The 12761-nt window shown below is 40.2% G+C and carries 12 protein-coding genes; 6 read left to right on the forward strand and 6 right to left on the reverse strand.

Annotated features, from left to right (window positions below; translation table 11 throughout):
• Window position 1 precedes the first annotated feature (1 nt).
• Entirely contained in the window at window positions 2-355 is a 354-nt protein-coding gene (locus AUF14_RS13945) for a winged helix-turn-helix transcriptional regulator (protein WP_048717920.1), read from the reverse strand.
• 319 nt (window positions 356-674) lie between these two features.
• On the opposite strand from AUF14_RS13945, the gene AUF14_RS13955 reads away from it, so the two are divergent.
• A complete protein-coding gene (locus AUF14_RS13955; protein ID WP_049219509.1) occupies window positions 675-1883 on the forward strand; it encodes an MFS transporter in 1209 nt (402 codons plus the stop codon).
• Between the two features lie 24 nt (window positions 1884-1907).
• On the opposite strand, the gene AUF14_RS13960 is transcribed toward AUF14_RS13955, so the two are convergent.
• From AUF14_RS13960 to AUF14_RS13970, 3 genes are all read right to left on the reverse strand, one after another.
• A complete protein-coding gene (locus tag AUF14_RS13960; RefSeq protein WP_049219507.1) occupies window positions 1908-2363 on the reverse strand; it encodes a helix-turn-helix domain-containing protein in 456 nt (151 codons plus the stop codon).
• 93 nt (window positions 2364-2456) lie between these two features.
• Complete coding sequence (locus AUF14_RS13965) at window positions 2457-3827, reverse strand: MFS transporter (protein WP_049219505.1); 1371 nt, start codon at window positions 3825-3827, stop codon at window positions 2457-2459.
• A 306-nt stretch (window positions 3828-4133) separates the two neighbouring features.
• Complete coding sequence (locus AUF14_RS13970) at window positions 4134-4922, reverse strand: TraX family protein (protein WP_049219504.1); 789 nt, start codon at window positions 4920-4922, stop codon at window positions 4134-4136.
• Between the two features lie 430 nt (window positions 4923-5352).
• Here AUF14_RS13970 and AUF14_RS13975 point away from each other — a divergent pair, with 430 nt between their 5' ends.
• Window positions 5353-5772 carry a RidA family protein gene (locus tag AUF14_RS13975; protein WP_049218329.1) on the forward strand — a complete coding sequence of 140 codons (420 nt, stop codon included), beginning with the start codon at window positions 5353-5355 and terminating at the stop codon, window positions 5770-5772.
• A gap of 86 nt (window positions 5773-5858) precedes the next feature.
• Here the strand turns inward: AUF14_RS13975 and AUF14_RS13980 are convergent, their stop codons facing one another.
• Window positions 5859-6866: a YeiH family protein gene (locus AUF14_RS13980; RefSeq protein WP_102866094.1), complete on the reverse strand. Its 1008-nt coding sequence runs from the start codon at window positions 6864-6866 to the stop codon at window positions 5859-5861.
• A 224-nt stretch (window positions 6867-7090) separates the two neighbouring features.
• On the opposite strand from AUF14_RS13980, the gene AUF14_RS13985 reads away from it, so the two are divergent.
• Window positions 7091-7906, forward strand: coding sequence for a LysR family transcriptional regulator (locus AUF14_RS13985; RefSeq protein ID WP_049218327.1), 816 nt, complete (start codon window positions 7091-7093; stop codon window positions 7904-7906).
• Between the two features lie 112 nt (window positions 7907-8018).
• On the opposite strand, the gene AUF14_RS13990 is transcribed toward AUF14_RS13985, so the two are convergent.
• Window positions 8019-9197 carry a M28 family metallopeptidase gene (locus tag AUF14_RS13990; protein WP_049218325.1) on the reverse strand — a complete coding sequence of 393 codons (1179 nt, stop codon included), beginning with the start codon at window positions 9195-9197 and terminating at the stop codon, window positions 8019-8021.
• Window positions 9198-9616: 419 nt separating this feature from the next.
• On the opposite strand from AUF14_RS13990, the gene AUF14_RS13995 reads away from it, so the two are divergent.
• The 3 genes from AUF14_RS13995 (at window position 9617) to AUF14_RS14005 (ending at window position 12613) form a co-directional block, all read left to right on the forward strand.
• Window positions 9617-10510: a helix-turn-helix domain-containing protein gene (locus AUF14_RS13995; RefSeq protein WP_049219914.1), complete on the forward strand. Its 894-nt coding sequence runs from the start codon at window positions 9617-9619 to the stop codon at window positions 10508-10510.
• A gap of 200 nt (window positions 10511-10710) precedes the next feature.
• Window positions 10711-11283: a LemA family protein gene (locus tag AUF14_RS14000; RefSeq protein ID WP_048717938.1), complete on the forward strand. Its 573-nt coding sequence runs from the start codon at window positions 10711-10713 to the stop codon at window positions 11281-11283.
• 16 nt (window positions 11284-11299) lie between these two features.
• Window positions 11300-12613, forward strand: coding sequence for a TPM domain-containing protein (locus AUF14_RS14005; RefSeq protein ID WP_049219913.1), 1314 nt, complete (start codon window positions 11300-11302; stop codon window positions 12611-12613).
• Window positions 12614-12761 lie beyond the last annotated feature (148 nt).

Raw genomic sequence — 12761 nt, forward strand, 5'->3', positions numbered from 1 at the left:
TTTAATTGGCTTTCAAGCAAATAGCTTGTCCTTGTTCCTGCAGGTGAGCGACATGCTGTTCGCCCCAATTGCACAGACTATCCAAAATATCTGATAGGCTGCGGCCGTAGTCGCTTAATGAATACTCCACTTTCGGCGGGACTTGCTGATAGACTTTGCGATCAATGATATTGTCCTCTTCCAATTCACGCAGCTGCTGCGTCAGCATCTTTTGGCTGATGCCCGTGATTCCGCGCTTCAAATCGCTAGGCCGCATGGCTCCATGGCGCAGGTTGCATAGAATAATAGGCTTCCATTTTCCGCCGATGACATCCATCGTCGCTTCAACACCGATCATATATGTACGATTTTCCAAAACAAATTTCCTCCTAAAAACCTTGATATAATCCAAAAGTTACTGAAAGGTACCTATAGTACAAAAAAGTGGGTACTTATCAAAAGGTCATCAACAGTATATAGTATCTTCTCGTGGGTTACAAATATTTTTTTGATGGCTGGTTTCATGAACTAGCTTTATCGCTCAGAGCGAACGTTTATTTAAGAAACCATTTTTCAAAAGGGCGAAAAGTGGCTTTGATTGTCGTCACGCCTACCAATCCGCTAATCGGGCTGAAGCACGAAGTGGAACTGGCCAAGCTGAAGGAGCTCATGAAACCATTCTAAGGAGGAACAACATGGAAAAGAAAATTTCACCAAACTTAACGTTACTGGCTCTCGCAATCAACGCCTTTGCGATCGGGTCAACAGAATTTATTAGTGTAGGGCTTTTGCCGATGATCGTTAAAAGCTTCAATGTCACATTAGCTCAAGCCGGTTTAACCGTTTCTTTATACGCGTTAGGCGTCACGATCGGAGCCCCTTTATTAACGGTGTTAACCGGAAAATGGAATCGTCGCAATCTGATGATCGGGATCATGCTGCTGTTTATTAGTGGGAACTTATTAGCAGCCTTTGCACCGACCTTTATGATTTTATTGCTGGGGCGTATTTTAGCGGCGCTAGCTCATGGCATCTTTATGTCGGTTTCCACCGTCATTGCGGCTGATGTCGTAGAGCCTTCCCGTCGTGCTAGTGCGATCGCCATCATGTTTACAGGTTTGACTGTGGCGACCGTAACCGGAGTGCCGTTGGGGACTTTCATAGGTCAACAAACCACGTGGAATATGTCCTTTATCTTTATTGCAGTGGTTGGACTGTTAGGCTTAATTGCCAGCAGCTGCTTAGTACCACGTCAGTTGCCGATTCCTGGTAAAGTCGATTTGAAGGGCTTTGCTCGGATTTTTACCAATAAACCATTGGTCATGTCCTTCTTAATCACTGCCTTTGGTTATGGTGGAACCTTTGCGGCTTATACGTATTTGTCTCCTATTTTAGAAGGCTTTGGATTTTCAGCTAGTGCCGTTGTCATTATTTTGATTGTTTACGGAGTGATGGTGGCGATTGGCAATACGATTGGTGGGCATCTTGCCAATGAAAAACCGTTAGCTTCATTGATTAAAATGTTCGGTCTTTTAATGGCCGCTCTTGTATTTTTATTTGTGACTACTTTGATTGGAAATACTATTTTAGGTTTGCTGGCGGCACTGCTTTTAGGCTTGTTTGCCTTCATGAATGTACCAGGCTTGCAATTGTACGTTGTACAGTTAGCGGAGAAATATGTGCCGCAAGACATTACTTTAGCCTCGGCGTTTAATATTGCCGCCTTTAATATCGGGATCACACTAGGTTCGACAGTGGGAGCGCAAGTAACTGGGAAAATGGGCATCGCCTACACACCTATTTTTGGAGCCGTGATTGTATTGTTAGCGATTCTCTTGATTGTGCAGGTGAAGAAAAGTGAATCACCAGAAGCATCTAATGAAATGACCGAATGCAAAGAATAACAGAAAAACCGTGACGAACACTCGTCACGGCTTCTTTGCATCCTTCCAAATTTGAGCCAGAATATCTTTCAAGACTAAAAAGGCATCTTGATCGTTATAACCATAATTCTTTTTCAAAAGCAGAAGCATATCTTCTATTTTGGGGATGTAATCATTCAAATCGACTTCTTTTTGATAAGTCGCTAAAATAGGGTATTTTTCCGCCCAGACATTCGTCCAATCGACTTTCGCTTGTTTTTCTTCACTCGTTTTGGCAATCACTTCTTTAATATCGTTAAGATCCGGATCAAATTCGATCAATTCATCCAAAGACACCTTGTATGTGACGGCTAATTTCTTCGATTGGTTAATATCAGGCAAAGTTTCATCCAGTTCCCATTTTGAAATCGTCTGTCTGCTTACACCGAGTTTTTCTGCGACTTCTTCTTGTGACAAGCCTCTTTTTTTCCGTGCATTGAAGAAATTCGTTCCTAATGTCATGTTGTTTCCCTCCAAACTTGATAAGTTAAGTCTAGCAGGATTTGACGTAAAAACTAGCGAGTATCAGCTGAACATTTGCCCGTTACTTTAACATTAAGCAGGAGTGGCTGCTTTACGAAAATGAACCAAACAAGCAATCAACACGGCAAGCAATAAAGCCAATAAGAACAACAGTGAAATTTGTGAGCCTGTAATGGTGGCAGCGATAAAGTTCGATTGGGCTTGCTGTGCTAAATTGATGATTGTCGCAACCATCGCGGTAGCAACCGCGCCAGAGAATTGCTGCAAGGTATTGAACAACGTATTTCCATCGCCGTACTCATCTTCAGATAGTAAATTCATCCCCGTGGTCATTAGGTTACTGTAAGAAAAACCGATACCGATCATATAAAAAACATGGCCTGCAATAAAACCAAGTAAAAATGGCGAACGTAATAACAGTGTCAACGCGATCCAGCCGATAGTGGCAAAGCTTAAGCCTAGTAAGATTGGTTTTTTCGCACCAAATGAATCCAAGACACGCCCAGAGATTGGTGCTAAGATTGCACCAACAGCCGCACCAGGCATCATGACCAGGCCAGCGATAAAGGCGTCTTTACCTAAAACGATTTGAACGAAGTTCGGCAAGACAAAGGAAATGCCTAATAATAAGAACTGACAAACTAAAAAACCGCACAAAAATAGTACGAAGACTTTATTTTTCAAAACAGTGATTCGGACTAATGGATTTTTTCCCCGTGTCGCTTGCCGATAGAAGATTAATAAGCCAAGGATACCAACTGCCAATGAAAGTAGACTCGCTAAACTTCCAATTTGATTTAAGAACATCAATAGTCCGCTGAATAGCAATGCAACGCCAATGAGACTGACAATATCTAATGCACCAGTTTTTTTGACAGATATTTCTGGAATGGCATAAAGACCAATGATTAGTGAAAGCACTAAGATCGGTAATAAAAATAAGAAGATCGAATGCCAAGAAAGACTTGCAGTCATAATACCGCCATAGGTTGGTCCGATTGCTGGAGCAATGGACGTTGTCAGTGTGCCCACACCCATCATCGTTCCGCGCTTATGCATAGGGGTGAAATTTAAGATAATATGGAACATCAAGGGTAACGCAATTCCGGTACTAATCCCTTGCAATAAGCGTCCAATTAACAAAATACTGTAAGAAGGAGACCACAAATCTGTCATTAATCCAGCAATGAAAAAAAGATTCGCGATGATAAACAATTTTCGAATCGAAAAGTTTTTCAATAGATAATTGGAAAAAGGCACCATAATGGAGATAACTAAGAGATAGATGGTCGTGACCCACTGCACCATACCTGTGGAGATTCCGAACTGCTTGATCAGGGTGGGAAAGGTCACATTCATGGCCGTTTCGATTAAGACTCCGGCAAAGGACATGATCCCAGTGGCAAGGACAGCTAGTAATAAATGGATTTTCTTTTCTTTCATATAATAACCTCACTTTAATTCGACAAATAACTTTAAGTTCGGGCGTATCCATTATTTATTTTGCCAGAGTAAGAAGCAGCTTTAATGGCAGGCACTTCTTTCATTGCGCATAGCATTCTGCTAAACTGCTCAACGCTTTTGGTTATGAATCTGCTTGTATTTATTAACTGCAAAAAGCAGAACTGACAAAAAGAGAGGTGGTTTCTAAATTAATAGAAACCGCCTCTCTCTCGACACGCATGACGTGTTATCTGTACGATTTATTCACAAAAAGCATTTTAAAGCTTTTTATGGAGAAGGTCAAGTTTAGCGTTGGATCAAAAAGCTGATAATGGCAAAAATTGCAATGTGTGCGGGATAGAAAATATAGAAGAAATTCCGCATACTGCGACCTTTTTCACCATTATATAAAATGATTGGAATTGCTGAAAGCATCATCATCCATTGATAATTCATCGTAAACGCATGCTGTATACCGCCACCGAAAATCAAGGTTACTAACGCAATGACAACAAGTGCTGCAACCTGTAAAAATTTCTTGCCGTGGAAAAGATAGAATAGAACTGCTAATAAAACAAATAGAATTCCGCCTTCAGTTAACAATAGTGTTGGTACAAGTAAATTAAATGCTTGGAAAAAAAGCATGCCGAATTTAGAATCAAGTAATCCGCTAGACAACAGGCCGATTGCTAAAACACTTAAAAGGGTTGGAACAAGGAACCAAATTACTCCCTTAGCCACTTTACGTTCTTTAATATATTCGCATGCTTGCATGTAGACAGTACCTAAGAATAACGTGCCAAAAATATTATTAATAACAATTGCGTCTCCAACCGCAAAATAGCGATTCAAAATCATATTGATAATTCCCATCAGCCAAAAACCGGCTAATAAACGAAACATATATTTTTTTCGATTACGGGTGTGGACAAAACCTTCTGAACTTTCAAAAAGAAAAATTGGTGCGGCGATTCGACCAATCCAATGAAACCATATGGGCACTCCTAAAAATAGAAAAAACTCTGCAATGTGATCGAGTACCATGGTCACGACCCCTAAAACTTTTAACTGGAAACCATTCATCCCTTTATTCATAAAAAAATCCTCTCTTTCTTAACAAGAGGATAACGAAATTTTTTCCATTCATCCATTTATTGAGCGAACAAACTTCTTACAAAAATGTGAGATGGAAATGTCAGAAAATTCTTTAAACTCATTGACAATAAATGGAACCTCCGTTATCATTACAATCATAAATTAATTTAAATGCCATTTAAATTTAATTTTAAAAGGAGAATTTCTATGAACGCGACGACTACTAGACAAATGATCATTATTATTAGACTGAGGACTTGAAATCTGTTTTGGAAAAACAGTTTGAAGTCCTGTTTGACATTTGTTGAGTGGGATTCTCCAAGCATCCCACCAATCGGTGAGATGCTTTTTTCAGTTTAGCAGAGTAATAGTCTTGTTTCGATTGAATGATTTGTTGGTTAATTGTAATGAAAAAAAAGGAGTGGAGAAAATGGAAAATAACGTAACAGAAGTGAACTTTCAAGAGAAATCCGTTTGTACGGTGGAAACAACGGAGGCACCACAAGCAATTGGACCATATGTCCAAGCAAAAGTCGTAAACGGCATGCTGTATGCTTCTGGTCAGATCGCGTTAGATCCAGTAAGCGGAGAATTAGTCGGAGAAACGATTGAAGACCAAACGTATCAAGTATTACGAAATGTCGGCGGGGTATTGAAGGCTGTTGGAGCAGATTACGACAAGGTAGTAAAAACGACTTGCTTCTTGAAAAACATGTCTGATTTTGCAGCATTTAACCAAATTTATGCTAGCTTTTTCGATAAGGAAAAACCCAGTCGTTCTTGTGTGGGTGTCGCAAACTTGCCAAAGGATGCTTTGGTAGAAGTTGAGATTATTGCGGTTGTTGAGTAAACGTGATTGAGAAAAATATATCAAAATGAACCCGGATACTCATTTTTCTAGCGAAAACGATGAGTGTCCGGGTTAGTTATTCTAAATCAAATGTGCAAAACAAAAATGAATACTAAAGCAGCAACTGTTTGAACAGCACCAACAGAAAGGCCGTAAACTAAGAAACGCGGTCCTTCTTTTAGAAATTTTCGAAAATCCAAACGCAGACCGATGGCGGCTAACGCGGTCGTCTCGAACCAAGTACTGATAAAATGAGCTCCTTCATCAAAGTTAGCGGGCAAAGTAACGAAGCTGTTAAGGACACAGAAAATTAAAAAGCAAGTAACATACCAAGGGATCGGAAATTTTTTCTTCGATCCTTTTACTGTTACTAGGTCATCCTGTTTGGCTTTGCGTTCAAATAGGAAAACAACCACGACTAAGAAAATGATACGCGTTATTTTGAAAAGCATCGCATATTTCACTGTTTCGGGATTAATCAAGCTTGCCCCTGCTACAACCTGTCCAACCGATTGTAATGTTCCACCAAGCAGTGCACTTTTACTTAATAGTGCATCTCCGAATAGTGACATTCCCAGAAAGGGCAGCGTCAGCATCATTACTGTTCCTAGTAAATTAACAAGGGTAATAATTTGACCTTTTTCCTCATCGTTTGCTTCGATCGCCGGTGCAATCGCACCAATCGCTGATGAACCGCAAACGGCATTTCCACCAGCCATCATCAAAGCCATTTTTTCATTAAACCCAAGTTTACGACCGATCCAATAAACACCGATGATAACGGTAGTCATGATTAGCAGGATAAAAATCAATCCTTTGATGCCCATTTCTCCAATCGTTTGGAAGGTGACGGTGAGCCCAAGCAGTACCACCGAATATTCTAGTAATTTGCTTTCTGAGAACTTCGTCCCAGCGGCTAGAGCCGGTTGTTTAAAGAAGGTATTTCCCAAAATGATTCCTAATAGGATGGCTAAAGTGGCACCACCAAGCTTAGGTAAAAACAAAGCGAATAGTTTTGCAATGATTGCTACTCCTATAGATAAGCTCAAGCCAGGTAAAATCGGTTTCGTTTTAGCATAAAAATTTGTAAACATCGTTTGACCTCTTTCTTATAAAATTGAAGGGTAACTACTTATTGGGCAAGTGAAACCACCTGGAAATTAGATAGTTCTTGTTATTAAAAAGCTTTTTTTACATAAAAAATCAATTGATTTTCATTGGTATTTCATTTGCATGATAAATTATAACCGATATCTTCCATTATTATAATTTATTGATATAATACCTTAAATAGAAAAAAATAATGGAAGTGATTGCGATGTTCAAATGGTTAGAAACGTTCAAAGTAGTTTATGAGACGAAAAACTTTTCTAAAGCATCAGAGATTTTATTTATTTCCCAGCCAACTGTCTCAGCTCAAATCAAGCAATTAGAAAATGAATTTGGAACACAATTATTTATCCGTAGCGGAAGAAAAGAAGTGTTAGTAACACCGCAAGCAGATATTTTATATGAACGGGCCGTTGATTTAATGAACGATTGGGAAAATTTATATCAAGCTGTTCAAACCAATCAACAACAGATTATTCGTTGCGTGATTGGGGCTTCCCATACATTTGCCACTTATGTCTTGCCGTCGCTTCTAATCCAATTGCAGCAGGAATTTCCACATATTCGTTTTAGTGTTCAAATGATGAACTCTTTAGAGGTTTTACAAGCGGTAGAGCATCATACAGTAGATCTGGGATTTATCGAGAAGCCTTTGTCTGCTCCTACTATTAAGCGTTTTTCATTGATGGAGGATCAGTTAGTTTTAGCAGGGAATCTAGAAAAGGGTCCATGGCTGGTGAGAGAAAATACATCCGGAGTCTATTATTACACAAAACGATTTTTGGAGGAAAAGGATATAGACAGCCCAGTCATGGAAATCCAAAATAATGAAGTGATTGTGGGCTTATTGAAGCAAGGCTTTGGCTGTTCATTAGTTTCGGAACGAGCGGTAGAAGGAATTCCACATCAGAGATTGGACGAAAGCTACAAGCGGAATTTTTATCTCATCCGACGAAAAACCAGCGCTTCTGATGATATTGTGAAATGTGGGGAATTCATTTACGAATGGAGTAAGCAGCAATAAATGAACGGCAAGGCCTTTCATAATGAGAAGAATTGTTACAGTTTTTTAATGAGCCGATTAATCGGAAAGACACAAAAGGCAGCCTACCGGTAAGCGGTAGACTGCTTTTTAGTTACTTCATTTGTGCTGTGGTCAGATTGTTCAAGAAAATGACGGTTTCTTCTAAACGCTGAAAGTCGACGATCGATAAGTTATCTTTTGGTGTATGCATGACCGCTTCCATCAATAGATAGATTTGTGTTGAAGTGATCGCGACCGCCGGGATTCCTACTCCGGCAAATAACATATGATCGCCCATTGGCCAAGGTTCGACTTTTTCGATGGTTGAATAATCAGTCGCAAAGTTTTCCAACTGTTCGGTTAGTTGGTCTGGACATTCGTAAAGTGAGTAGGATACCGTACTGTTTTGCATTCCAGCACCATCTACGTTAATGGCGAATTCATATTCTTCCGGGTGGTTTAACGATTGCTCCATAAAGATCATTTCCCCGGGCATTGAATAGTAATCTTCACCATTAAACAGGACAAATTCAAGTTGATTGTCTAATTCATTTTGGATCAATTGTTCAGCTAACGTCAGCAGAACTGAAACTCCGGTACCGTTGTCTAACGCACCTGATGTGGTAGGCTTCGTGTCGATATGAGCAGAGTAAGCAAGCTTTTTTCCTTTGCCGAAAGTGGCAATCACATTTGCGGCAGTGGCTGGTTTACGCTCTGTCATCAGACGTAAGGTAGCGGTTTTTCTATTTAACAGCGAAGATAAAAGAGCACCTTTGACTGTTCCACATGGAACATTGAAGTCGCCATCTTGGATAATCGGGACTGGAACATCCTCAAGAAAACTCACTGTAATCACGGCTAATGGCTGTTTTTGTTCTAATTCCCGAATAATTGCTTGGTGCTCTTCGGGATTCCAAAAGACCATACTTTTAGGCATGATCGATTCTTTGCAAAGCTCGCCATACATAACACAAATCTTATTGGTTAAATCTGCTGCTGCTAATTCCTGGATCGTTTGGACACAAACCAACTCGCCGCTGACATTACAAGGCATCGCATATTCCGCAGCCGCTACTTCCACTGTTTGACCATCAACAATTAGTTCTGCACCATCATTTCGCCAATCCATACAAGGAAACTCCTGCAATCGAACCTCATAGCCTAAAGAACGAAACGTCTCCGCTGCGTAGTCAACTGCTGCTTTATTTCCTGCCGATCCTGTCGCTCGAGGACCGATTTCCTGACATAATTTTTCCATGTGACGTACTAAGCTGTTTTTGATAAATTCCATTTTGTAACACTCCTTTTTCCTTTTAAAGTATTTATTTTTCTTCCAGAAAAATAAATCTGATTGTCAAGCCGAATGTCATCCAACTATACCGTTTGACCGTAATGCCATCTCGATTCACCTGCCATTCCTTTTGCATTAATTAAACTGGGAAAAGTTGGACTGAGATCCTTTTTCTTTTTAAAGTATTTATTTTTCTTCCAGAAAAATAAGTCTGATTGTCAAGCCGAATGTCATCCAACTATACCGTTTGACCGTAATGCCATCTCGATTCACCTGCCGTTCTTTTTACATTAATTAAACTGGGAAAAGTTGGACTGAGATATCTTTAGTTGATACCATAAGTATAGGAGAGCAGCGGGAGGATTTCTTGACCTTCCTTGTGCACTTGTCGAATTATTTGAAAGCTATTAGGAGGTATTATGGCAAACTTGGAGCATACTGCGGCGGTTACTCGCATGCAGACATTTATTGAAAAACATTTAGACGAAGAGATCACGCTACATGCTTTGGCTCAACAGGCCGGCTATTCGCCATGGCATTGTGCTAAAATGTTTAAGGAATACACGGATAAATCACCGTTTGAATACATTCGCAAGCTGCGGTTATCCAAGGCGGCTTTGGTTTTGCGTGATGAGGATCTGCGAGTGGTGGATGTTGCTTTGGATTTTGTCTTTGATTCTCATGAAGGCTTTACACGAGCTTTTCGTAAACAGTTCGGTGTTACTCCGAAGGCATATCAAAAGAAGACACCGCCAATCCCGTTATTTACCCCATATCCTGTGGAAAGCTACTATTTAATGGGCGAGGAACGCAGTGATTTACCGCCATTATCGAAGAATCTACATGTTCGACTCATTGAGTTTCCCGCTCGTAAGCTGATTTTATTGCGGGGCAAGAAAGCTAAAACCTATATCGAATATGCACAGGAAGTCGGTTGTGATGTCTGGGGGATTCTTGCCAGTATCAAGGAAGCATTGTATGAACCAGTAGGACTTTGGTTACCGGAAAGGATGCGAACGGAAGAAACATCTGTCTATGCTCAGGGTGTAGAGGTTCCAGTTGATTATCAAGGGCTTATTCCAGAGGACTTTGATGTAATTGAACTGTCTGCTTGTACGATGCTGCTATTTCAAGGTGATCCGTATGATGAAGTACGTTTTGATGAAGCAATTGAAGCAGTGATGGAGCAGATCGATACATATGATCCTAGTATAAATAATTGTCAGTGGGCAGAAAAAGAGGGACCACGGATTCAATTAGAACCGCAGGGTTATCGAGGGTATATCGAAGCACGACCAGTTTATCTTAACTAAAAATCAAACGCTTTCGAAGGCTTTAAAGAAAAAGCTTAAATACTTTTTCTCGTACTATATATGAAGGAAAAAATCGGGAGGATTTTTTGTCAACCGTTGAGCTAAAAAATCAGTCGAAAGTCTGAGGCGCGCCCCTACCCGAATGCTATAATTAGCTCAATCACAAATAACAAATAAATCAGAAAAAGGTTGGGATAAAAATGAAACGAAGAGGTTCAGGTATCATTGTTGGGATTGTCGTGATCGCTCTGGCAATCGGAGCATACTTGGTAACGACATATAACTCATTGGCTTCAGCAGAAAACGATGTGGATGCAAAATGGTCGCAGGTGGAAAATGTGATGCAACGCCGGGCAGATTTGATTCCCAATTTAGTAAACAGTGTCAAAGGTAGTATGAACCATGAAGAAAAGATCGTTAAAGAAATTACAGATGCTCGGAAGGCATACAACAATGCCAAGACACCATCGGAAAAAAATGACGCAAACAATCAAATTGATCAAAGCTTAGGTACGATGGTGAACGTGATTCAAGAAAGTTATCCAACACTAGCTTCTAATGAAAATGTAAAAACCTTGATGGTCCAGCTAGAAGGTACAGAAAATCGAATCTCTGTTGAACGGAAAAACTATATCGAACAAGTCAATGACTATAACCAAAGCTTGGTTCGATTCCCTAGAAATATGGCAGCGAAGGTATTAGGATTTGATAAAAAGGCGAACTTTAAGGCTGATGAAGGTGCGAAAGAAGTCCCAGACGTCAGTTTTGAATAAGAATGGGTGAGAAAAAATGAAGAGGGAACAGCGTGCTTCAGGGGAACGGCTCCATCAGGAGGTTGTTGAGAACTATCGCAAGGTACGTAAACGTAATGGGGTCTTTTCCCTAATTTTAATTGTTGTATTGCTAGTCAGCGGGTTTGGCTTGTTTAATCTCTTTACGAACAATGGCTATGGAGATAAAAAGGCGGCCTACGATCAGCAATTGACGAAGTTGAATCAGGAACGAGAAGACATTTTGTCTGGTAAAAAAGTGACAGTTAACAAATCTTTCAAAACAGCTCTAAATGATAATTTGGCTAACTTGAAAGAATATCCGAAGAAAGCCAACAACTATGATGTGGCAATTGAAGAAACGGATGGTCATTTGACCATTAATAAGAACAATATCTTTGTTTCTGACAACGCTAATATGCTGAGTCAGAAAATGAAGGAAAAAATTTATCAACTAAACAAACAATTAGCAGCAAGTACCAATGGTGCGCAATTAGAAGTGGTTACAATCCCGGAATTGCCTCGTGGGGAAGATATTGAATCGTATGCCAATAAGATCTTCAACCAATTAGGTATTGGAGATAGGAATGAAGACAATGGTGTTTTATATTTAATCGCCTTGGACGAGCGAGAATTTCGTTTAGAAGTTGGCTATGGTTTAGAAGGTCTGATTCCTGATGGTAAAGCCGATGACATTATTAATAATGATGATGTAGTGGATGCCTTCAAGGATGAGGATTACGATACAGGGGTCAGCCAGGTTGTGGATGAAGTATTCGGAATTATGAATACGAAGACGGCTTTAGTGGATTCGCAAATTAAAAACGTCGAAAGTCAGCGGACAAAATTGATGTTCTTCCACTGGACAGGAGTAGTAATTTTAGGCTTGCTGGTCTTTGTCAGTCTATTATTAGTAGTAAATTTATTGAGGGCTCGTGTTTTTCTCAAAGAAAACTATAAAAAATATCAATCGGAAACTACTTCGATTACTGGTGACGATGAGATGCAACGGGTCGTTAAACACACGGAACTCTACCACATTTTATTAAGCGGTTTGCTGATTGGAATGTCAGTAAAAGGTGTCAATCGTGCGATTGTTCAAGGAAGGTTGTTGCGAAATCCTTCTGCAGAAAAGAAAATGTTCGGTCGGATATTAATCGGCGATACGTTATACTCTGGTAACGGCGATATCCTGACAACGGCTTATCTAGCATCGAATTATAACTCTGATAATTGGTCCGATAATAATAATAGCGGATCAGGTGGTGGCTCCTCATGGGGGTCCTTCGGCGGCGGTTCATCCGGCGGCGGGGGCGCTTCTGGTGGCTGGTAAGTGAATAGGATTGAAGAAAACGTGAGGGGATTCCTCACGTTTTTTTTTCGCTAGCCTTTAACTAGGATACTACTGCGAGTCTGGCTTTAAAAAGAATCCGTGAAGCCTTTTTGCTGGATATGCGGACGAACGCGGATAATTTTTGTGA

The sequence above is a fragment of the Enterococcus avium genome, assembly GCF_002891025.1.
GTDB classification, from domain to species: domain Bacteria; phylum Bacillota; class Bacilli; order Lactobacillales; family Enterococcaceae; genus Enterococcus_A; species Enterococcus_A avium.

Coding starts and splice junctions, on each gene's coding strand:
- AUF14_RS13955 (WP_049219509.1), top strand. CDS start 675: ATGGAAAAGAAAATTTCACCAAACTTAACGTTACTGGCTCTCGCAATC.
- AUF14_RS13960 (WP_049219507.1), bottom strand. CDS start 2,363: ATGACATTAGGAACGAATTTCTTCAATGCACGGAAAAAAAGAGGCTTG.
- AUF14_RS13965 (WP_049219505.1), bottom strand. CDS start 3,827: ATGAAAGAAAAGAAAATCCATTTATTACTAGCTGTCCTTGCCACTGGG.
- AUF14_RS13970 (WP_049219504.1), bottom strand. CDS start 4,922: ATGAATAAAGGGATGAATGGTTTCCAGTTAAAAGTTTTAGGGGTCGTG.
- AUF14_RS13975 (WP_049218329.1), top strand. CDS start 5,353: ATGGAAAATAACGTAACAGAAGTGAACTTTCAAGAGAAATCCGTTTGT.
- AUF14_RS13980 (WP_102866094.1), bottom strand. CDS start 6,866: ATGTTTACAAATTTTTATGCTAAAACGAAACCGATTTTACCTGGCTTG.
- AUF14_RS13985 (WP_049218327.1), top strand. CDS start 7,091: ATGTTCAAATGGTTAGAAACGTTCAAAGTAGTTTATGAGACGAAAAAC.
- AUF14_RS13990 (WP_049218325.1), bottom strand. CDS start 9,197: ATGGAATTTATCAAAAACAGCTTAGTACGTCACATGGAAAAATTATGT.
- AUF14_RS13995 (WP_049219914.1), top strand. CDS start 9,617: ATGGCAAACTTGGAGCATACTGCGGCGGTTACTCGCATGCAGACATTT.
- AUF14_RS14000 (WP_048717938.1), top strand. CDS start 10,711: ATGAAACGAAGAGGTTCAGGTATCATTGTTGGGATTGTCGTGATCGCT.
- AUF14_RS14005 (WP_049219913.1), top strand. CDS start 11,300: ATGAAGAGGGAACAGCGTGCTTCAGGGGAACGGCTCCATCAGGAGGTT.